Annotated in this window: 19 protein-coding genes; 8 read left to right on the top strand and 11 right to left on the bottom strand. The window is 60.2% G+C overall.

All coding sequences use genetic code 11. The annotated features are described in order from the left end of the window. Positions 1–7 precede the first annotated feature (7 nt). The 8 genes from IB279_RS18970 (at position 8) to IB279_RS18935 (ending at position 8,276) form a co-directional block, all read left to right on the top strand. Positions 8–1,210, top strand: a complete 1,203-nt coding sequence (locus IB279_RS18970) for an ABC transporter substrate-binding protein (RefSeq protein ID WP_113189263.1) — start codon at positions 8–10, stop codon at positions 1,208–1,210. A gap of 81 nt (positions 1,211–1,291) precedes the next feature. Next, positions 1,292–2,146, top strand: coding sequence for a branched-chain amino acid ABC transporter permease (locus tag IB279_RS18965; RefSeq protein WP_309142298.1), 855 nt, complete (start codon positions 1,292–1,294; stop codon positions 2,144–2,146). Between the two features lie 3 nt (positions 2,147–2,149). Further along, positions 2,150–3,130 (top strand): branched-chain amino acid ABC transporter permease, encoded by a 981-nt coding sequence (locus IB279_RS18960; RefSeq protein WP_113189261.1) that lies wholly within the window; start codon positions 2,150–2,152, stop codon positions 3,128–3,130. Between the two features lie 23 nt (positions 3,131–3,153). After that, positions 3,154–3,912, top strand: coding sequence for an ABC transporter ATP-binding protein (locus IB279_RS18955; RefSeq protein ID WP_192339524.1), 759 nt, complete (start codon positions 3,154–3,156; stop codon positions 3,910–3,912). After that, the gene (locus IB279_RS18950) at positions 3,909–4,616 is read left to right on the top strand and encodes an ABC transporter ATP-binding protein (protein WP_113189259.1); all 708 of its coding nucleotides are present in this window, start codon (positions 3,909–3,911) and stop codon (positions 4,614–4,616) included. Before IB279_RS18955 ends, IB279_RS18950 begins: the two co-directional genes overlap by 4 nt. Positions 4,617–4,619: 3 nt before the next feature. Beyond that, the gene (locus tag IB279_RS18945) at positions 4,620–5,891 is read left to right on the top strand and encodes a Zn-dependent hydrolase (RefSeq protein ID WP_113189258.1); all 1,272 of its coding nucleotides are present in this window, start codon (positions 4,620–4,622) and stop codon (positions 5,889–5,891) included. Between the two features lie 56 nt (positions 5,892–5,947). Then, entirely contained in the window at positions 5,948–7,444 is a 1,497-nt protein-coding gene (locus IB279_RS18940; RefSeq protein WP_113189257.1) for a M81 family metallopeptidase, read from the top strand. Further along, positions 7,437–8,276: a FadR/GntR family transcriptional regulator gene (locus tag IB279_RS18935; protein ID WP_113189256.1), complete on the top strand. Its 840-nt coding sequence runs from the start codon at positions 7,437–7,439 to the stop codon at positions 8,274–8,276. The genes IB279_RS18940 and IB279_RS18935 overlap by 8 nt, the downstream gene beginning before the upstream one ends. A gap of 232 nt (positions 8,277–8,508) precedes the next feature. Here the strand turns inward: IB279_RS18935 and IB279_RS18930 are convergent, their stop codons facing one another. The 11 genes from IB279_RS18930 to IB279_RS18880 form a co-directional block, all read right to left on the bottom strand. Further along, positions 8,509–9,927: an LLM class flavin-dependent oxidoreductase gene (locus IB279_RS18930; RefSeq protein WP_113189255.1), complete on the bottom strand. Its 1,419-nt coding sequence runs from the start codon at positions 9,925–9,927 to the stop codon at positions 8,509–8,511. Positions 9,928–10,366: 439 nt separating this feature from the next. Beyond that, positions 10,367–11,740, bottom strand: coding sequence for an LLM class flavin-dependent oxidoreductase (locus IB279_RS18925; RefSeq protein ID WP_113189298.1), 1,374 nt, complete (start codon positions 11,738–11,740; stop codon positions 10,367–10,369). Between the two features lie 34 nt (positions 11,741–11,774). Beyond that, positions 11,775–13,040, bottom strand: a complete 1,266-nt coding sequence (locus IB279_RS18920; RefSeq protein WP_192339519.1) for an SfnB family sulfur acquisition oxidoreductase — start codon at positions 13,038–13,040, stop codon at positions 11,775–11,777. Between the two features lie 72 nt (positions 13,041–13,112). Continuing rightward, on the bottom strand, positions 13,113–13,925 hold the full coding sequence (locus IB279_RS18915) for a MetQ/NlpA family ABC transporter substrate-binding protein (protein ID WP_210338661.1): 813 nt from the start codon (positions 13,923–13,925) through the stop codon (positions 13,113–13,115). Positions 13,926–13,945: 20 nt separating this feature from the next. Further along, positions 13,946–14,605 carry a methionine ABC transporter permease gene (locus IB279_RS18910; RefSeq protein WP_113189745.1) on the bottom strand — a complete coding sequence of 220 codons (660 nt, stop codon included), beginning with the start codon at positions 14,603–14,605 and terminating at the stop codon, positions 13,946–13,948. Continuing rightward, positions 14,595–15,668 carry a methionine ABC transporter ATP-binding protein gene (locus IB279_RS18905; protein WP_113189755.1) on the bottom strand — a complete coding sequence of 358 codons (1,074 nt, stop codon included), beginning with the start codon at positions 15,666–15,668 and terminating at the stop codon, positions 14,595–14,597. Before IB279_RS18905 ends, IB279_RS18910 begins: the two co-directional genes overlap by 11 nt. Positions 15,669–15,673: 5 nt before the next feature. Continuing rightward, positions 15,674–16,906, bottom strand: a complete 1,233-nt coding sequence (locus IB279_RS18900; RefSeq protein ID WP_113189746.1) for an acyl-CoA dehydrogenase family protein — start codon at positions 16,904–16,906, stop codon at positions 15,674–15,676. Between the two features lie 300 nt (positions 16,907–17,206). Continuing rightward, on the bottom strand, positions 17,207–18,496 hold the full coding sequence (locus IB279_RS18895) for an NtaA/DmoA family FMN-dependent monooxygenase (RefSeq protein ID WP_113189747.1): 1,290 nt from the start codon (positions 18,494–18,496) through the stop codon (positions 17,207–17,209). Between the two features lie 21 nt (positions 18,497–18,517). Then, positions 18,518–19,441 (bottom strand): LLM class flavin-dependent oxidoreductase, encoded by a 924-nt coding sequence (locus IB279_RS18890; RefSeq protein WP_113189748.1) that lies wholly within the window; start codon positions 19,439–19,441, stop codon positions 18,518–18,520. 11 nt (positions 19,442–19,452) lie between these two features. Next, a complete protein-coding gene (locus IB279_RS18885) occupies positions 19,453–20,703 on the bottom strand; it encodes an acyl-CoA dehydrogenase family protein (RefSeq protein ID WP_113189749.1) in 1,251 nt (416 codons plus the stop codon). A 128-nt stretch (positions 20,704–20,831) separates the two neighbouring features. Beyond that, positions 20,832–21,824 (bottom strand): ABC transporter permease, encoded by a 993-nt coding sequence (locus IB279_RS18880; protein ID WP_113189750.1) that lies wholly within the window; start codon positions 21,822–21,824, stop codon positions 20,832–20,834. Between the last annotated feature and the right edge of the window lie 4 nt (positions 21,825–21,828).

Genomic DNA, 21,828 nt, shown 5'->3' with positions numbered 1-21,828 from the left:
AACTACCATGCTAGACAGACGAACATTGCTCACGGGTGTCGCTGGCGCCCTGCTTGCCGGCCCTGCACTGATTACTCGCGCCGGCGCCGCCGGCGATCCGATCAAGGTCGGGATCCCGGTGCCAATTTCCGGCGGCAATGCGGCCAATGGCAAATTTGCGTCGATGGGTGCGATCCTGGCCGCCGAGGAAGCCGCCGCAGCCTACGGGCGTGAGGTGAGAACTTTCGACCTCGACACAGAAGGCAAACCCGCTACGGCTGTGCGAAAGGTGCAGGATGCGATGGCGCAAGAAGGGATCAAGCTCTTCGCCGGCGGCATTCTCTCATCTGAATCGCTTGCAATGGGCAAAGAGGCGGCAAAGGGCTCGTCGAGTTTCATCACCACCGCAGGTGCCGACGAAATCACCGGAAGCGACTGCAACGCCGCCACGTTCCGCTGGTCCGTGCCGACTTTCGGCGCTGTCAATCGAACCGTCCGCCCGATCATCGATGCGCTGCCGAACGCCAAGCGTTGGTACACGATCACTCCGCAATATGTGTTCGGAGAGGGCCTCCTCAAGGCGACGCAAGATGTATTGGCAGAGAAACAGTTGGAACTGGTTGGCAACAGCTATCATTCGCTGACCGAAAAGGAGTTCTCCGGCTATCTCACAAACGCGCTGGCGGCCAAGCCGGACGTGCTGCTGATCCTGAACTTTGGCGCTCAGTGCGCCGATACCCTGCGCCAAGCCGTATCCTTCGGCATGAAGGAACGCATGACCATTGTCGTGGCCTGGGCATCGGGCCTGGAGCAATTCGAGGCGCTTGGCGCCGATCTTTGTGAGGGCATCTATTTCGGGGCACAGTACTGGCATACGGTCGGCGCTGGGTTAAACCCGCAGCTGACCAAACTCACCCAGGCAAAATACGGCATCAATCCGAACTATTCGCTCGCAGGCTCCTATATTTGCACGAAGCTTATGATCGATGCCGCAGTGAAGGCTGGATCGGATGACGGGCCTGCGGTCCGCAAGGCGTTGGAAGGCCTGACCTATGCCGGCCTCACGGGTGAAGAAACGATCCGCGCTGGCGACCACCAAGTCTTGAAGAACTACTACCTGTTAAAGGCGCGCGCGAAGGCCGAAATGGCCGACAAGGACGACTATGCCGAAATCGTTTCGACGGGTCAGTCGTTCCTGACACCGGAGGCCGCCGGCTGCAAGCTTGGATAAGGCCTGTGGGCCAGCAGCGCCCTGTCGGCTTCGTCGGCAGGGCGCGCCATGCAGTTTCCCCAATCTCACGGGAGATATCCGGTGACCTATTTATTCCAGCTGCTGAACGGCGTCGGGCTCGGCATGCTTTACTTCCTGCTTGCCGTCGGTCTGACCATTATTTTCGGTCTTCTGCAATTCGTGAACTTCGCTCATGGCGCCTTCTACCTGCTTGGCGCCTACGTGACCTACGATCTCGTCGAGCGGGGAATGAACTTCTGGCTGGCGATGGCGCTGGCGGCAGCAATCGTGGCAGTCGTTGCAGGAGCTGTCGAAGCTGTTCTGCTGCGTAAGATCTACAAACTACCCCACACGTTCCACATATTGGTCACGGTGGGGTTGGCGCTATTCATCCAGGAACTCGTCATCATCCTATGGGGACCGCTCGGCGGCAATGTCGCGGCACCGGACGGCCTCAACGGCGTCGTAATCTGGGGCGATTTCATCTACCCCAAGTATCGCCTCTTCACGATTGGCTTCACGGCTATCCTGGCTCTTGCACTCTACTGGGCGCTTGAGCGGACACGTCTTGGCGCCATTGTGCGCGCCGGCTCTGAATCCGCCGACAACATGGCATTGCTCGGTTATGACACCCTGCGCATCAATACGACGGTTTTCGCCGCAGGGGCCGGACTTGCTGGCTTGGCCGGAGCACTGGCCACCCCTATTCGCGGTGTCGAGCCGTTCATGGGCGTCGAAGCGCTGGCAATTGCCTTCGTCGTCGTGGTCATCGGCGGTATGGGTTCCTATGTCGGGGCCCTGGTCGCCGGGGTGTTGGTCGGAGTTGTGCAGTCATTGATGGCCACCATCTGGCCCGAAGGAGCCCGGCTGATGATCTATGTCTGCATGGCAGCGGTTATCGTCATAATGCCTCGCGGCCTGTTCGGGAGGGCTTGATCGATGCTCGCGATCAACAAGCCTCTCGTGCAGTTTGCACTCGCGCTCGCAACTGTCTTGATGCTCCCGATCTTTCTGAAATCGGGTATCCATGCGTCCGAGATCCTGATTTTTGCGCTCGTTGCGACGGCTTGCAACCTGTTGCTCGGATACACTGGCCTCTTGTCTTTCGGGCAGGGCATCTTCTTCGGTGTCGGCAGCTACGCCGCCGGCATTCTCCTTACCCGATACGGATTTCCGACCTGGCTGATGCTGACGTTGGCAAGTGTTCTTGGAGCATTGATTGCCGCCATCGTAGGGTGGCTGTCGATCCGGCGGCAAGGCGTCTACTTCGTCATGCTGACGCTCGCCTTTGCGCAGTTTTTCTACTTCCTTGCCTACACGTTCTCCGGGATTACGGGCGGGGACAACGGCCTGCTGGATGTGCCGCGTCCAGCGGTTGGCAATGCCCTAAACAGCCCATGGTCCTACTACACCTACGTTGCGTTCTCCTTCCTGGCCCTCTTCGCCATGATGCTTCGCGTGACGCAGTCCACGTTTGGTCGCACGCTCATTGCGGTGCGCGACAATCCGGAGCGCGCCGCTGCCATCGGGTTTCCCGTCAAGGCATTCAAGACCACCGCCTTCGCCATATCAGGCGCCGTCACAGCCTATGCCGGCGCCCTGCACGCCATGCTGGTAGGGGTCGCACCGTTATCAAATATTGAATACCACACCTCGGAAACGATCCTGATCATGACGATCATCGGCGGTTCGACCTCGTTGTTTGCGTCGGTGCTCGGCGCATCAGCCTACATGCTCCTGGCAGACTGGCTGTCGCAGATCTGGCCACGCTGGCTGCTGCTGCTCGGCGCAGCGCTCATCGTCGTTGCGCTGTTCCTGCAAAAGGGTCTGTGGGGTTTGGTGGAAAGGATTTGGAGCGCTTATTCCGGCAGGACGGCAAACGCACGCGAACCCCAGACCGAGGAGCGTTCTATATTATGATAAATCCCGGTTCTCACTCAGCCATGGCTTTGTCCACTCGCGGCCTTGGCGTTTCCTACGGCAAGTTCGTCGCACTCGCCGATGTCGACCTCGATATTCGTCGCAACTCGGTCCATTCCATCATTGGCCCGAACGGCGCCGGCAAGACAACAATGTTCCACGCATTGACCGGACGGGTTATGCCCTCTTCCGGCTCGATCGTGCTCAATGGCGTGGATATCACCCGCACACGCGACGATGAACGCGTACGTCACGGCATCGCTCGCTCCTTCCAGGTGACAAGCCTTTTCCCGACGCTCGATGTCGCGGAGAACCTCCGACTTGCCGCACAGGGCAAGACGCCTTGGCAAGCGCTCGCGCCGTGGCGAAGCGCTGAAAGCAACCATGCCGCACTTGCGACCGCTAGCGAGGTAATGGAGCGGCTCGCCCTCACCCGCGTCGCCCGCCGGCCAGCTGGCGAGCTGTCGCACGGGCAGCAACGTAGATTGGAAGTCGGTATGGCCATGGCTTCACGCCCGTCGTTGATCCTGATGGACGAGCCGACGTCCGGGATGGGGGTCGAAGATATCGAGGAAATGAAGGCGTTGATCCGCGACCTTGGCCGTGACCATACGGTGCTGTTCATCGAGCACAACATGGGCATCGTCATGAACATTTCGGATACGATTACAGTCATGCGGCTCGGCCGCAAGCTGGTCGAGGGCTCGCCGGCTGTCGTGCGCGACGATCCGGAAGTGCAACGTGCCTATCTCGGCAACATGATCACCGGAGATATCGCATGAGCGCACTTCTCGAGGTGGAGGATCTCCACAGCTATTACGGCAAAAGCCACATCTTGCAGGGTGTCTCTCTCTCGGTCGGAGAAGGCGAAGTGGTCACGCTGCTTGGCCGCAACGGCGCCGGCAAATCGACCACGCTCAAAAGCATCGCCGGTCTGGTCAGCCCGGCACGGGGTCGTGTGCAATTGTCTGGGCGCGACCTTGCAGGCCAGTCGGCATTCCGGATAGCGCAATCAGGTGTTTCCCTGGTTCCGGAAAATCGAGGCATCTTCTCGCTGCTTTCGGTCGAGGAGAATCTCCGTATTGCCGAGCGTAAGGGATCCCCTTGGTCGCTTAAAGACATCTACACCGTCTTCCCCCGGCTGGAAGAACGCAAGCGCAATGGTGGAGGGCAGCTGTCGGGAGGAGAGCAACAGATGCTGTCAATCGCCCGCGCGCTCCTGACAGGACCGAAGCTGCTCATGCTTGACGAACCGGTCGAGGGCCTTGCGCCGGTCATCGTCGAGGAGATTGTCGACCAGGTCCGCAAGATCGCAGCGGCAGGGATCGCAATCCTCCTGGTTGAGCAAAACCTCGCGGTCTGTACCGCACTCGCCAACCGCCATCACATCATAGAGCTCGGCCGTATCGTCTATCAGGCCACGGCCCGGGACTTCATCGCAGACAGCAAAGCCCGGGACAAATATCTCGGCGTAAAGGCAGATTAGGTTATGTCCAACCTTCATATCAACGGGGACCGGCTGTGGGACACCCTGATGGAAACAGCCAGGATCGGCGGCACGCCTGACGGCGGCATTGCACGGCTGACATTGTCTGCCGAAGACGCGGCCATACGCCAATGGTTAGCCGACAGGATGGTCGAGCTCGGCGCAGGGATCACTGTGGACGAAGTGGGCAACATGTTTGCTCTGTTTCCTGGACGAAACTCGGACCTCGCTCCGATCGCGATCGGGAGCCATCTCGATACCCAACCGACGGGCGGGAAGTTTGACGGGGTGCTGGGCGTTCTCGCGGGTCTAGAGGTCCTGCGCACGCTTAGAGCGGCAAACTACGTCACCGAAGCACCATTGATGGTGGTCAACTGGACGAACGAGGAAGGGTCGCGCTTCTCTCCGGCCATGTTGGGGTCCGGTGTCTATGCGGGCGTCTACGCCCGGGCGGAAGCCGACGAACGAAGGGACGCTTTGGGCATCAGCTTCGTCGATGCGCTCAACGCCATAGGGTGGCGCGGAGAGGCTCCGGCAGGCTCCGTGAAGTTTGGCGCCATGTTCGAGCTCCATATCGAACAGGGACCGATCCTGGAGGCCGAAGGCGCCGATATAGGCGTTGTTACGGGCGTTCAGGGCATGCGCTGGTTCGAAGTGAAACTGACAGGCCGCGCAGCGCACACAGGCTCAACGCCGATGAGCATGCGGCATGATGCACTTCTCGGCGCGGCGCGATTGATCGAGGCGGTCAACAGGATTGGTATTTCCTCCGCCCCAGATGCGGTGGCGACGGTCGGTTTCGTCGAGGTTTCGCCGAACTCGAACAATGTCATTCCAGGCGAGGTTCGCCTGACCGTCGACCTTCGTCACCCGGACGATACGGCGCTCGAACTGATGGAGACCGCACTGCACGCCGCAATAGTTGAGGCGGCTCAGGGCCTCGCCATGGACGTTCGGCGTATTTCCGCGGTGGATGCCGTGCGTTTCGATCCCGCGTGTATCGAGGCTGTACGGTCGGCTGTGCAAAAGTCGGGACTATCTTTCCGGGAAATCGTTTCAGGGGCGGGTCACGACGCCGTTCACGCCGCGGCGGTTGCTCCAACCACGATGATCTTCGTGCCTAGCGCCGGCGGTCTAAGTCACAACGCTGCCGAATATTCGACACCTCAAGAATGCGCCTACGGGACGCAGGTTCTGCTTGACGCCGTGCTCCACTACGACCGGCTTCAGACCGAGCGCGCCCGCACCGCATCCCCTGCCCTCGATCTGGCATAGGCGCGCCCAACAGCCGGCAGCGGAGCGAAAACATTGGAAAAACAGGAGAGCATTCGTTGCGCATAGTCATTGCTCGTCTCAATCACGAGACGAACACGTTCTCGCCCATACCGACGCCGCTTGCGGCCTTTCGGCCGATCTGGGGCGAGCACGCCCTAAAAGAGGCGCGTGGAATGAAGGCTGCGCTGGGCGCATTTCACACCTACGCCGAATATGTGGGCGCCGAGGTTGCCTGCCCGTTGATCGCCCATGCATGGCCGAGCGGACCGGTGGACGACAGCGCCTTCGAAGCGATGAGCGCTGCAATCCTTGCGGACGTGTCGAAGGGCTGCGACATGATCCTGCTCGATCTGCACGGTGCGATGGTTACGCAGAGCCATGACGACGGCGAAGGCGAACTGCTGATGAGGGTGAGGAACGCAGCGCCGGGCGTTCCGATCGGCGTGGCGCTCGACCTGCACGGCAACATCACCAAGCGCATGATTGAGAACTGCGATGCGATCGCCGGATTCAAGACCTATCCGCATGTCGACATGTTCGAGACCGGCGAGCTGGTGTGCTCGATCATGGAGCGCATCCGCCTTGGCGAACCAAGACCACGGATGGCGCTGGCCCAGCCACCACTCATAGCTCACACGCTGGCCATGAACACGACGGTACCTGGTGCCATGGCCGAAGTGATCGACTGCGCCGTCCAAGCAGAAAAGCAGCCAGGAGTCCTGGCGGTCAGTTTCTTCGGTGGCTTTCCTGCGGCAGACATTCATGAAGCGGGTGCGAGCATTGTCGCGGTGACGGAAAGCCATCTCAACCCGGTCAACGTCGCCGATGACGTTGCGCGCCAGGCATGGATGCGCCGCCAGGGCTTTGTCTATGATCAGAAGCCGCTCGGACAATCTATTACCCTCGCCCGCGCCGCAGCCGATCGTTCCGGCATGGGCCCGATCTTGCTGCTTGATCACGGCGACAATTGCATGTCGGGCGGCACCTGCGAGAACATGGACGTGTTGCAGGCGGCGCTGAAGGCTGGACTGACCGGCGTCGTTGCCGGGCCCATCAACGATCGCGGTGCTGTCGCACAAGCCTTTGCAGCCGGCTTGGGAGCCGACATCGAAATCGACGTTGGCAACAAGATATTCGCCGATGGTTTCCCTCCCCCATCTCCCCCACTCAGGCTGAAAGGGCGTGTCAGCGCGCTAGGCGATGGGCGGTACACGATTTCAGGCCCGATCTATACTGGCATGGTGTGCGATATGGGCCGTTCGGCCGTCATCGACACCGGAACGGCGCGCGTACTGATCTCGGAGGAAACCCACGAGCCTTGGGACCAGGCGGTGTTCACGTCGCTCGGCATAGAACCCCAATCAGCCAACTATCTGATCCTGAAATCGCGTATGTATTGCCGTCCCGTCTTCGAACCGCTAGCGAAGGCGGTGATCGAATGTGCCGGTGGTGGCGTGACAGGCTCGAATTACAGTTTGTTCCCGTTCCGCAAGCTGCGGCGCCCCATTTATCCAATCGACGCGGACGCGACGTGGGAGCAACCCGATGGCTAGACGCCAAAAATCAGAGGCGCCGGAGCAAGGCACCGGTACCGCAAAGACCACACGCGCGCAGGATGGCGCCGGAAGCCGAGCTCCAACCGCGCGAAAGATGCGGCGCATCAAGCTATCCGATCAAGTCGCGGAGGATCTTCGCCGCTGGATCGCGCGCGAAAGCCTGGGGCCCAAGGACCGCCTTCCGCCGGAAAAGGTGCTGATGCAGCACTATGGCTGCTCGAAGGGTACCATCCGCGAAGCGCTCAAGGCTCTCGAGGTCGAGGGCCTTCTGGTCATGCAGGCGGGACCAAACGGAGGCCCGGAAATCCAGGCGACGTCGATGGGAACGGTCATCCAGCAGATGCGCCAATATTTCCATTTCCAGGATCTCGATTTCAAGGACGTCTACGAACTGCGCAAGACGCTCGAGGTGATGGTCGCGGAGAACGTGGTAGGGCGGTTGAAAGAAGAGCAATTCACAAGGCTGCAAGCCAATATCGACACCTGCATAGAGGCTGCACGAATAGACGACCGAGAAACCGGCCGCACTGTCGAGATCGAGTTCCACGACATCCTGTGCGAGGCATGCGACAATCCAATCCTGGTGTTGATGTGTCGCTTTTTGAACGCTCTGGCCCGTGACCTCGTCATTCGTCGAACCGACAGCCTCAGAGAACATACCGAGTTTGGCCAACACAATATCGGTGCGCACGTCAGTCTGCTTGATGCGCTGAGGCGCAAGGATGCTCAGGCCGTGCGCCGGGTGATGTCCGAGCACATGCATTGTGTTGAAGGCTTCATGAGTTCGCTGGATGCGACATTCCACATGGATCTGTTGAGCCGCGGATAGACGCCTAAACGAGCTCGCTGTCTCCTCTGCCGAATGGCTGCGGTTCGACTATCACCAGGCTTCCACAGCCGCTGGGGATTGTCGTCTTTAGGCTGCCAGCAAATATCGCTCATGCGCGATCGTCAGCGGTTGCTGCTCACTTTCATGCGCGTTCGGGACCTCACGGCAACATGCCATTGGCTTGACAACGCCAATTTGCGCACGAAATCGTAGCGCAGATTTGCCAGAGATTTTAGCCCTTCGCACTCGCAAGAGCAGACACGGAAAGATTCGTCTGACGGCTTTTCACGGCTTCGATATCGCGATATCCGGCTCCGGGATGGCTGGCCGGAAGGTACGGCCCGTCGCCAAAGAGCTTTTCTCGCAACGTGCCCTGCTTATAGGTTGTTGGATAAGCTCCGCGCTTCTGCAATTCCGGTACGATGAAGTTGACGACGTCGTCGAAGCTATCGGGCGTTACCGCATAAGCAAGATTGAACCCGTCGACATCGGTATCCTCAACCCACTCCTGGAGGATGTCGGCGATGCGTTCGGGTGACCCGACAAGAACCGGGCCCAGGCCGCCGATGCCGCCGAACTGCGCAAGCTCGTCGATCGTCCACGACGTGTCGCCACCCGCCAGATGTTCGACCACTGACTTGATGGCATTCGTCTCCACCTTCTTGACGAGATCTGTCGGCGCATACTGGCCGAAATCGATGCCGCTCCAGCCGGACATGAAGACCAGCGAGCCGTCGTACGAGACATAGCTTTTGTATTCCTCGAACTTCTTCTGCGCCTTTTCTTCGGTCTCGTCGGTGATGATCGTCAGCAAGGTATAGATGTAAACCTTGCTCGGGTCGCGGCCGGCGTCTGCAACGCGTTGGCGGATCTCCGCCACGTAAGCCTGGAGCACCGACTTGGTTGGTGCCGCGACAAATACACATTCTGCATGCTGGGCAGCAAATGACTTGCCCGGGCCAGAGGCACCAGCTTGATAGAGGACCGGCGTCCGTTGCGGTGAAGGCTCGGTCAGTCCATAGCCGGGGACATCGAAATATTTGCCCTTGTGGCCGATCTCGTGAACCTTTCCAGGGTCAGCAAAGATACGCTTGTCGCCATCGCGCAACACGGCACCTTCCTCCCACGAACCTTCCAGCAGCTTGTAGAGAACTTCTACGTATTCATTGGCAACTTCGTATCGGTTGTCGTGTCGGCGCAGGCCGCCTTTGCCGATGTTTTTGGCACCGCTCTCGAGATACGAGGTAACGATGTTCCAACCGATGCGACCTTTCGAATGATGATCGGCGGTAGCGATACGGCGCGCAAACGTATAGGGATGCTCAAACGAGGTCGAAGCCGTTATCCCGATTCCGAGATGCTCCGTCGCCAGCGCTATCGGGGCCGCAAGCTGCAGCGGGTCGTTGACGGGAATTTGTGCCGCCTGATGTATCGCATGATAGTTCGATCCCTTGTAGACATCATAATAGCCGATTACGTCCGCTATGAAGATGCCGTCGAAGATGCCTCTCTCCAGAGTGCGCGCAAGATCCTGCCAATAGTCCAGATCCTTATATTTCCAAGATTTATCGCGCGGATGAGCCCAGAGCCCAGGCGATTGATGTCCCACGCAATTCATGTCAAAGGCGTTGAAGCGGATCGCTCTGGTCATAGTTTGGTTCCTGTTTAACTGACAACAGAGCCTAATTCGCGACGCCACAACAATACAGAATATCTATAATTTTTACAGATTATTTTCAGAAAATTCGTTCCGTTCATTGGCCAGCAGCGAGCATAGCCTGACATGCGCGTCCTGGCCAAGAAGGCGAGACCGATCCAGCCGAACTGCGCTCCGGCATGAATGTCCGACAGCAGCACGCCGACGGTGCAGCCGAGGCCAATCATAGCTTCCCACCCATCAGAGGCCTGCCGCAAAAGCGGGCCACCAACCCCGCGCGAGAGGACCAGGAGGGGCGGAAGCGGCCGGCACCCAGCGCGCCGGAAAAACTGAAAGCTGCTTTCTCGACGAGATCAAGCCTCCGTCATTCACCGCATAGAAAACTACCGCGCCCTATTCGTTCTGCATCGGCAGTCCATTTCATCGGGCACCGTCATTCGCCTTTGCCGAATGTCCCATCAAAGCGAAAACCGGCGCCATGATGCCGTGCCGGTAACCGGTTGCCCTCGCCAAACAGCCGGTTGCGCAGGCTTCCTTCGCCATAGGCTGTCTTGTATCGACCCCGCTCCTGCAGAACCGGAATCACCAAATCAATGAAGTCCTCGTAGCTCTCAGGCGCGACGGTGCGCGCAAGGTTGAAGCCGTCAACTTCGCCCTCATCGATCCAGGCCTCCAGCGCATCGGCAACCTGATGCGGATCACCGACGATCAGCGGGTAGCGTCCGCCGAGCGCCATGTCAGACAGGATGCTACGCTTCGTCCAGCCACGCTCGCGCGCAAGATCGACGGATGTCTGGACGAAGTTGCCCTTACCGTAGACAATCGGCTCGTCGAGCTCATATTGTGAGAAATCGATGCCGGTGCCTGCAGAGAAATGAGCAAGCCCCGCTTCCGGGCTCGCATAGCGCAAGTAGTCCTCATACTTGTCTTTCGCGGCCTTCGGCGTCTTGTCGACCACGACCGTGATGCCGGTGAAGATGCGGATATCATCACCTCTCCTCCCCGCTTCCACCGCCCCCTCCCGGATCGCTCGCGACGCGGCGCGGGCAATTGTCGTATCCGGCGAGGAGATGAAGACACATTCGGCGTGGCGAGACGCAAATTTGCGGCCCCGTCCGGAGGTGCCGGCCTGGTATAAGACCGGTGTGCGCTGACGCGACGGCTCGCTGAGGTGATAACCCTCCGCGTGATAATAGGTGCCCATGTGCAGGACCTTTCGAACCCGCCCCGGGTCCGCGTAGACCCGGGCCTGACGATCGCGCAGCACGGCGTTGTCATCCCAGCTGGCTTCCCAGAGCCTATAGAGAAGGTCGAGGCATTCATCCGCGCGGTCATATCGCGTGTCGTGCTCACCGAGCACCGCTCGCCCCACCGCGCGTGCAGCACTGTCGAGATAGCCGGTCACGATGTTCCAACCGATGCGCCCGTCGGTCAGGTGATCGAGCGTCGACATGCGACGAGCGAAAATATAGGGCTCTTCGGCATGCACATTGACTGTGACGCCAAAGCCCAAACCCTTGGTCACGGCCGCCATGGCGGAGACCAGCATCAGCGGATCGTTGACCGGAAGCTGGATGGATTCACGCAGCGCCAGATCCACGGATCGCTGGTAAACGTCATAGACCCCGACGATATCCGCCAGAAACAGACCATCGAACAGACCACGCTCAAGCGTCGCCGCCATGGACGTCCAATAGTCGAGCCGGTGATAACGGTCCGACTGGTCACGCGGATGGGTCCACAGTCCATGGTTGATGTGCCCGACGCAGTTCATGTTGAATGCGTTGAGGAGAATTTCTTTCGGCATCATGCACTCACGCAACGGTTGGGCACAAAGCCCGTCAGATCCAGGAATGCAGCGGCGGTTGCACGCCGTTTAGGTAATATTGGCCGACAGCATGGAATTTCCACCGAACCGGATCGTGCAGCGTGTGCGTGCGCGCATCGCGCCAGAACCGATCCAGATTGTGGATGCCGAGCGTCGAGCGCGTGCCGGCAAGCTCGAAGAGCTTGTTGGCAGCAGCGAGCGCGACTTCGGTGGTCAGCACCTTTGCTTCGGCAACGGCGATCTTCGCCTTGCCGATCGTCTCTTCGTTGACATCGGCAATTGTCTCGTCGAGATGCCGGCCGGCTCGGTCCAGAAGCGCTTCGGCTGCGTGCAGACGGATCTTTAAATCACCGATCGCAGCGATGGTGTAGGGGTCATCTGCCGCTCGGTCCGCACCGCTGTCAATCCAAGGGCGGGCATGGTTGCGCACGAGATCGATCGTCGCCTCGATCGCGCCCCGAGCGATGCCCGCGTCGATCGCCGCATGGATGAGCTGGCTCTGCGGACCGACAGCACTCTGATTCTCATAGACGATGTGTGCGGGCAGGACGCGGCTTGCAGGTATCGAAACGGCATTCAGGATCACCGTACCGCTCGACGTTGTGCGCTGGCCGAAGGCCGACCAATCGTTGACGACCTCAAGCCCCTTGGCGCCGCGATCGGCAATCGCGACGACCACATGCCCCGCTTCATCGATCGCGACGATCGGGACGAGGTGAGCGAAGAGAGCGCCTGTCGAATAGAACTTGCGGCCGCTCACGACGAAATCGTTGCCGGCGTCTACCAGCTTCGTCTCGAAGGCCTCGACATTCTTGCCACCGAATTCGGAGAAGGCATTGCCGAGGCGTTGGCCCGCAAGCACGGCGCCAAAAAGCTCGCGCTTCTGTTCCTCACTGGCCGTCTGGCGAATGACGTCGATAATCTCGAAACTGTTTTGCGCGATCTGCGTCAACGAGGGATCGCCGGCGGCAAGAGTGGCGAACACCTTTGCCAACGTCACCTGCGACACTTCCGCTCCGCCATAGGCCCTTGGGATCGTGATCCCCCAGAGCCCGCTTTGCGAGAACAGGTCGACCTCTTCGAAAGGCAGACGCCTCTCACGATCCCGCTCTGCCGCCTCGGCCGAAAACAGCGGCTTCAGCCGTTCGGCAACCGTGATTGCCTCTGCGTCGTCGCGAATAATGTGGGCCGCCTGGGCGGGTGGGCGTGGCAACCACCCGGCTTCGCCGGGCACAAGTTCGGATGTCACGGATTTCGCGATAGCATTTGTTGAGGTCATTACTCTGCCGTTCGTTCGGGAGGATGGAAAGGGCGGGCCGCGATTGGGCGCAGCCCGACGCAAAGGGATGTATCAGAAGGCCGCTACGACCTGGCCCTTGTAGCGCTCCTCGATGAACTTGCGCGTTTCTTCGCTATTCAACGCCTTGGCGAGCTTTGCCACGCGCGGGTCTTCCTTGGTTTCCGGACGGGTGACCAGATACTCACTCCAGACGTTGTAACCATCCTGGCCCCGATCGATGAGGATGGACTTCGAAATGTCGAGCTTTGCCTCGAAGACATAGTTGCCATTGAGGGCTGCGAGATCAACTTCGCCCAGCGCCCGCGGCAGGAGCGCGGATTCCAGTTCGACGATCTTCAGATGCCTCGGGTTTTCTACCACATCCTTGATCGTCGGAAGCGGGTCTTCCGGAGAGGTCAGTTCCGGTTTGCCGGAAACCTTAATGAGCCCGAGCTTCTGCAGGAGAAGCAGACCCCTGCCGCCGTTGACCGGATCGTTGGGGATGGCGACCGTCGCGCCATCGGCAAGCTTGTCGGCCGCGTCAACCTTCGTCGAGTAGGCGACGAAAGGTTCGATGTGCACCGGCACGATCGGGACCAGTTCCGTACCGCGCTGTTTGTTGTAGTCGTTCAGGAACGGTCGGTACTGATAGTAGTTTGCGTCGAGCTCACCGGAGACCAGTTGGGCGTTTGGTTGGATGTAGTCCGTGAACACCCGGATATCGAGGTTCAACCCATCCTTAGCGAGGATAGGCTTCACGAACTCCAGAATTTCGGCGTGCGGGATGGCCGTGGCGCCGACGACGAGCGTTTCGTCCGCCTTGGCGGAGCCAAGGGCCGCAAGAGCGAAGCCGGCAGCGATGGTCAGGGACTTCAGGATGCGCATGTTGTCCTCCTTGCTAAAGGTTATCTACGGGAAAAATGGGTGACGAGCCGGTTGCCGCTTGCCTGAATGAGCTGAACGAAGACGATGAGGATCGCGACGCAGACCAGCATTATTTCCGTCTGGAAGCGGTGATAGCCGTAGCGGATCGCCAGATCGCCCAGCCCCCCGCCACCGATCGCGCCAGACATGGCGGTGTAGTCGACCAGCACGATCGCCGTGACGGTCACGGCCGCAAGCAGGCTCGGCAACGCCTCCGGCAGAACGGCGCGAAGGATCGTCTGGCTCGTGGATGCACCCATGGCGAGGCTTGCTTCGATGATGCCCCGGTCCACTTCGCGCAGCGCCGTCTCGACGAGCCGCGCGAAGAAGGGAGAGGTGCCGACGACCAACGGGAAGATCACGCCGCGGATGCCAAGAGACGTGCCTGTGACGATGACCGTGATCGGCATCAGCACGATGAGCAGGATGATAAACGGCACCGAACGGACAATGTTGAGCACGAAGGAGAGGCTGCCATAGGCGACAGACGCCTGGAACAGTTGCTGCCGCCCGGTGAGGAAGAGCAGGATACCGAGCGGCAGACCGACCACAATCGTCAACAACAGGGCGCCGCCGACCATGGCCAACGTCTGCCCTAGCGCCACTGCGATGTCGCCCCAATAGATGTTCTCAAACGACATGAAGCGCTCTTTCCTCATGCAATGGCGAAAAGACGGCGGCCTGCCCGGATTGTGAACGATCTTGCAACTCCACATCGACCCCGCCAGCCCGAAGGCCAGCGATCGCGCCCGCGACATCGCGCCCGCTCAGCGAGACGATGAATTGTGCATACGGCGCTTCGCGGATATGGCCGACTCGACCAGCGAGGATGCTGTAGTCGACGACGTTCTCCCGGGCGATGCGACCGAGGATCGGCCGGTGCGCGTTCGGCCCCGTGAAGGTCAGGCGGGCAACGCAGCTACCGAGATCTGATGAAGAAATGGCATCAAGCGATCCGTCGTCCGGCTCAGCCTCGCGCACCAGCCTCAGCGTTGCCGGATGGCGCGGATGCAAGAAAACATCGGTGACGGGCCCTTGCTCGACAGCACGGCCATGATCAAGCACGGCCACCCGATCGCAGGTTCTTCGTATGACATCCATTTCGTGCGTGATGAGCACGACCGTGACACCGAGGTCACGATTGATCTGACGCAGAAGGTCTAGCACCGCACCTGTGGTCTGTGGATCGAGCGCGCTCGTCGCCTCGTCGCATAGAAGCACCTGCGGCTCGCAGGCAAGGGCGCGCGCGACGCCGACACGTTGCTTCTGACCGCCGGAGAGCTGACGCGGGTATTTGTGCGCATGCTCGCTCAGCCCCACGCGCGCAAGCAATCCATCGACCCGATCGGCGATTTCGATCTTGCCGTATTGTCCCGTCAGCTCAAGCGGATAGGCGACATTGCCCGCAACCGTGCGAGCGCTCAATAGGTTGAAATGCTGGAACACCATGCCAATCGATCGGCGTAGTTCGCGCAGGCGTTCGCCCCTGGCTTCCGTCACCCTTTCGCCGGCGACGAAGACCTCGCCGCCCGTTGGGCGCTCAAGCAGGTTGATGAGGCGCACCAGCGTCGACTTGCCGGCCCCGGACGAACCGATGATACCGAAGATCTCGCCCTTGGCGATCGATAAATCGATTCCCTCGAGTGCCACCACCGGACCATCTTTGCCGGCAAAGCTCTTGGAAATGCCTTCGAGCCTGATCATCATCGTCAGCCCGCGCTCGCGCCGATACGCCACTGATAGGGCGGCGGCGTGCCGTTCACGGCGAAATCGCCGATGATGCGATGTTTGTAGATCCGTGGATTATGGGAGGCGAGCGTGCGGGCATTGCGCCAATGCCGGTCGAGGCCTGCCGGTTTCTTCGTTGCCGAAGCTCCGAGCGCGTCGAAAAGCAGGGTCGACGCCTCAAGGATGAGGTCAGAAACCACTGTCTGGGCTTGTGCGGCCTCGAGTTCAGCGACGGCGTTCGCCTTTTCCTCGGCTTCCGGGTTGTCGATGAAGTGCGCCTCATAAGCGCGCTCTAGGCTGTTTGCCGCCTGCAATGTGATTGCGCTCGCCGCATAGGCCGCCGCGCGGATACGCCCGACGATCTGCAACACTTGCGGATCATCGCTGGAGCGCGCGGCCGCGGCATGGCTGTAAGTGCGCCGCCGCTCCGCCACGGCTTTGGCAACATCGGTCGTAATTGCCCGGCCGATGCCGGCAAGTGTCGCCAGATGGACGATCTGGTAAAAGGCCGAGCTGTACTTAAAGCGATCGTCGTCGACGACGATGTCTTGCGGTTGGACGACCACGTCGTGGAACGTGGTTGTGCCGCTTGCGGTCAGGGTCTGACCGAAGCCGTCCCAGTCGTCGACAACGTGAACGCCCTCAGCGTCGCGCCGAACGGCGACCGCGACACCCTCGCCGTTTTCGTCAGATGCGCCGACATCGATCCAGTCAGCGAAAAGCGAGCCTGTCGTGTAGTATTTGGCGCCATTGAGGAAGAGCCGCCCGTCCCGTTCCGCCACCTTGGTAGAGAACCTGTCAAGCGCTGCAGCAGCACCGATCTCGCTCCAGGCGCTACCTGCGGTTTCGCCCCGCGAAATTCGTCCGAACCAGAGCGTTCGACGCTCGGCGTCCTTCGAATTGAGGATGTCCTCGGTGTAGCCGAAATGCGCGCGCAGCGCCTGCGTGACATTGGAATCCGCCTCCGACAGTTCTATCAAAAGGTTGAAGAACTGGGGTAGGCTCGCCCCCTTGCCACCATTTTGCTTCGGCAGACGAATGGCTCCGAAGCCGGCTTCCTTCAGGCTTCGGATCGCGTCGTGCGGTAGGTCCCGTTCAAGATCACGTGCCGCCGCCCGTCGCGCGATCTCCGCGAAAATCGGACGAAAGGATGCTGCGAGTGCCTCGTACCCGTCGCCGGGGCCAGCACCCCAGGCATTCTCGATCTGCGTCATGGTTTCTACTCATCGCTGTCTGTTGCCGGACGGCGAGCCCGGCGTGTAATTACGACGAGCGTAGCGTCTTGGGCTTTTTAAAATAGGTAATCTATATTTTTTATGTACTATAAAATGAAAAGCCGTTTCTTGAAAACGGCCGGTATAGTTTTCATCGGTGGATGAACATGCGGGCAGCGGGATCACCAAGACCAAACGACAGTGCTCGCTCTCCCGGTTTCAGATCACCCGCATATTGGCCGCCTGAAAGCGCACGCGGCCAATATGCGGGTCTTCAGATCCGCATCGGCGCGAGATACTCTACAATGCGGGCGTTGATGAGGCTGCTTGAAAGTGCTCTCGCAGGGTCTCCGTTTCGTACTCATGACGGTAGAGACCGCGCCTGCGCAGGACCGGAACGAGCTCATCGACGATCACATCGAGCCCGTCTATCAGACGATCCGGCTGCAAATTAAAGCCGTCGATCGCTCCTGAATGGAACCAGTCCTCAATGTGATCAGCGAGTTGTTCAGGTGTGCCAACAAAGCCGGCGTGACCCGATCCGGTGTAGCGTGTCTGTTTGAGGTATTCGCGCACAGTGGGGTTGGTTTTGCGGATCTGCGTGATGATCGACTCCCGGAAGCCGATACTGCCGAGAAAGCCCTGTGTGTCACTAATGGGGGCGAGAACCTCTTCCGGAAACGGCTCGTCGAGTTCGAGTTTCGAGGCATCAAAGCCGATCGCCTGCGACAACCAGCCAATTGAATATGACGGCGGACCTGCGTCATGAATTTCGTCGCTGCGCCGGCGCGCTTCTTCCTCGGTACTGCCGAGACTCAACAACAGGCCCGGCAGGATTTTGATTTCATCAGGTGAGCGGCCATTGCTGCGCGCGAAACCTTTTACCAAACGGTAATGCTCCGTGGCTTGTTTTTTGGTAAGTTCGGCGGCGAAGACACCTTCAGCTGCGCGACCCGCCAATGCACGACCTTGCGGCGAGCCACCAGCCTGAAAGATGATCGGGTGGCCTTGCTTCGACGGTGGCACGCGCAAGCGCCCATGAATATCGAAGAACCCGCCGCTGAAATGGACGTCCCGACCCGTGACGGCCGAGCCCCACAAAGCTCGCACGGCATCGACAAACTCGTTTGCACGTTCGTACCGGTCGTCGCGCAAGGGAATGTCGGGCATGCCAAAATTGCGCGCCGCGGAAACGCCGCGGGTGGTGACGACATTCCACGCCGCGCGACCACCCGTTTGGTGATCGAACGAGAGGAAGCGCTCGGCAAGTTCGAACGGATCATTGAAGGTCGATGACGCCGTGGCCACCAAGCCCACCCTTGAGGTTGCGGCAGCGACGTGCCCCCAGTTTACCGTCGGTTCAAGGCGGATCGGATTGGCGTCATAAGCTGGGTCGCCCAGCAGCGGACCATCAGCCAGGAAGATGGCGTCAAGAGTACCGCGCTCCGCAGTCTTGCCAAGGTTCGCCCAATAATCCGGGTCGACGAAGGAATCTTTTTTCAAAAGCGGCGTCTTCCATGCCGCTGGAAGGTAGCCCAGCACCAGCGCGTTGATTCCGAGGAGGACGTGGCCAGTTCGCTTGTTTGTCACGGGTAGTGTCTCCGTTGTTGTCTACAAAGAGACATGCGGTTGCGGCAAAGGGAAAGCGGCCCGCATCGTGGACGGCAGCGGCGCTGGTGCAGGCAGATTGAGCGCGGCGCGCAGAGACCCACCGAGTGGGGTGGGAGCGAAGCCATTGGCAAGCCACCGTTCTGCGGCGTCGAGCAGGTCACCCACTGAGTGCTCAAGACCCGCGCGCAGCACGACACCTGCCGGTGCACCTGCCGGCGGCTCGCCACCCAGCGCGATGACAGGGACGGAGCCAGTGGCGCCGAGAACAAGTTCGATGGGTTCGCTGTCACCGGCCGGCGGCGCATCCGCCGTCGTCTCGGCGTACCAAGCGATCACCGACACGCCAGTCGCCGGCTCAGGCGCGTTCAGCGGCCCCGCGATGGAGAAGCTGTTGTCGATATCCACATGCACGATACGGTTCGACTCCACGAGGATACCGGTCTCGCGGTTGCCGATAATCGAGTCGTAAGGCCAACTCTGCTCAAGAGCGCGCACCGCATGGGCAGTGTCGTAAGCCGTCTGAGCATTGAGCGGCGCACCACCCCCGAGCCCGGCGCCCCCCCAGGCCGGAGCTTCCTCCGGACCTTCCGGCGCATAGGCATCTCGCACACCGATCAGCAATCCGCTGCGCCCACCCGAAAGGTGGGCAAGCGAGGCGACGCGGCGAGCAATGTTGTAGGGGTGATCACGTTGCGGCGACGCGGCAATGAGGAAGCGCCCATGTTTCGTGGCACTGGCCAGCGTCGCGCCCACTGCGCTACCCGCAAGGGTGACCGGCGCGGGCAGGCTTCCATCAACCCGGTCAATTCCCAGTACACTGAACTTGACGGGCAATGCGTCCCAGCGCGAGAGAAGGGCGCGGCTTGTGGTGAGTTCCACAAGGTGCGGTCCGGCAAGACCAAGCGCAAGATAGGGTCTCGTCATCGCGGATCTCCTCAGTTGCCTTGGCCGCCGCGGCCAAGCCGGGCAATGCTGGACACGGGCGAATTGTCGTTCACGAGATAATCACCGAGGATGCGAGCCTTGTAGGCGACCGGATTATGGGACGCGAGCGTGCGCGCGTTGCGCCAATGGCGATCGAGCGCCGTCTCCTCTGAGGTCGCAGACGCGCCCAGAGCGCCGAAGACATGCGTGGCTGCATAGAGGACACCGTCGACGATCGCGAGTTGCGCCTGCGCTACAGCCACTTCCCCGTCGACGACGCGCTTGTCGCGCAGTGCTACGTCGCCGTCCGCATGAGCGGCAGCGATGAGATCGAGGGTGCTGGCGGCGCGGCGCAGTGCCGACTCTGTCGAGAAGACCCGTACCGATACCTCACCAATCACCTGCAGCAGTTGCGGGTCGAGCGCCGGCACGGGGTTCAGACCCTGCGGATAATTACGACCGCGAGCCTTGAGTGCGATAATGCCATCGCGCAAGATCGCGCGCGTGATGCCGGTGAGAACCGCAAGCAATGCCGTTTGGTAGAAATGCCCCTGGTAAACAACACGTTCGCTCGCAGGAAAGACATCCCCCTCGTGCGCGACCGCGTCCTGGTAGGTGGCACTACCGCTCGCGGTGGTGCTCTGGCCAAAGCCTGGCCAGTCGTCGGTCAGCACGACACCCGGCTGGCGACGGCTTACCAAGGTGGTGATCAGCGAGCCGTCTTCGCCCTTGCCTATCACGTCGAGCCAATCGGCATAGAGACTGCCGGTGGCATAGAACTTCGCGCCGGTGACCTTGTAGAGGTCGCCTTCTTTGCTCACCGTCGTCTTGATATTGGCGTATGTGCCGTTGTTGGCCTCCGTCCACCCACCCCCGACGAACTCACGATCACGGAAGCGCTGGAACCAGCGGTCGTTGGCCGGTGACGGCCGCGCATTGAGGCGGTCTTCGATGAAGGCCAGGTGATTGCGCCATACGTGAGCAACGTTTGCGTCAGCCTCCGCCAGCAATGCCAGCAGATAGTAGGTCTGTTCAAGCGAGGCGCCCCACCCCCCAAACTCCTCGGGTACCCGAACCAGAGAGAAGTCGGCGTCTTTCAGCCATTGTACCTGCTCGAAAGGAAATGTTCGGTTGCGCTCACGCTCGACATTGCCCTCGGCAATTCGGTCGAAAATCGGCTGAAAGCGCTCCACGAGGGCTTCCTCATTCGCTGTGGCGGGCCGCAAGTAGGTCAGCGAAGTCGGGGCGTCCAGTGTGGTCATTTTGTTCTCCTGAATGCTAGAACGTCAACGATTGTGGGACAGATGTCTTCAGGGCTTGCTCGATCGCGGTCGCGAGGGATGCCTGGAGTTTGCTGCCCCTAAAGGGATGATCGGATTGTGTGAATTGGTCAGTTCCGGTTGGCTGGATCGCGCCACTGCGCGAAAAGATCGACGGCAAGGGTTGTGATGATGAAGGCGGAGGCGGCAAAGATGGTCGTACCGATGACGACGGGGAAATCACCCTCTAGCGCGGCGGCGATCGCCATACGTCCGACCCCATCCAGCCCGAAGATCGTCTCGGTCACGATTGCACCGCCCATAATCGCGGCGAGTTCCAGTCCGCCGAGTGTTAGTATGGGATTTAGAGCCGATTTCAGAGCATGGGAGAAATAGATGCGACGTTCGGGAACGCCCTTGGCGCGTGCCGTGCGGATGAAATCATGCCCCAGCACATCAAGCATGCTGGCCCTGACGATACGCTGGAAAATCCCGATCTCGGCAATCGCGAGCGTGGCCCACGGAAGCGCCAGATGCCGCGCCCATTTCAGCGGGTCGTCGCTGAACGGAACATAGCCGCTGCTCGGGAACCAGAATATGCCGTAGTTCGACAGTTGGAAGAACAAGAAATAGGAGATCAGGATTCCGCTGAGGAACGTCGGAACCGAAAGACCGACATAGGCGAGAAAGGCGAGCACATGATCAATGAGCCTGCCTTGCCAGCGTGCTGCTACAACCCCGGAAATGATGGCGATCGTCATCCAGATCACCAATGCGCCAAGTGCCAGAGAGAGGGTCACTGGCGCCTTTGCCAGAATAAGGTCTGTAACAGGTGCCTGCTTGCGAAATGAAAAGCCAAGAGCCGGCGGCCAGTGCATCAATCCCATCGGTGCGCCCTGGATATCCGGACCGCGGAACAGATAATACCACAGCTGCAAATACCAGGGTTCATCTAGGCGCAGCGCACGCGCAACGGCGTCGATCGACTCCTGCGTTGCGTTGCGCGGAGCAAGCATCGCAGCCGGGTTACGATAGGCGATCCGAGTGATGAAGAATGACAGAATGAGAACGATGACCAGCGTCGAGATCGATCGCAAGACAACGCTGAAAAACTGTTTTGCCATGGTC

This window comes from Ensifer sp. ENS06 (genome assembly GCF_014852205.1).
GTDB lineage: Bacteria > Pseudomonadota > Alphaproteobacteria > Rhizobiales > Rhizobiaceae > Ensifer > Ensifer adhaerens.
Note: the sequence above shows the minus strand (reverse complement) of the source record. Positions and strands in the feature narration are given on the sequence as shown.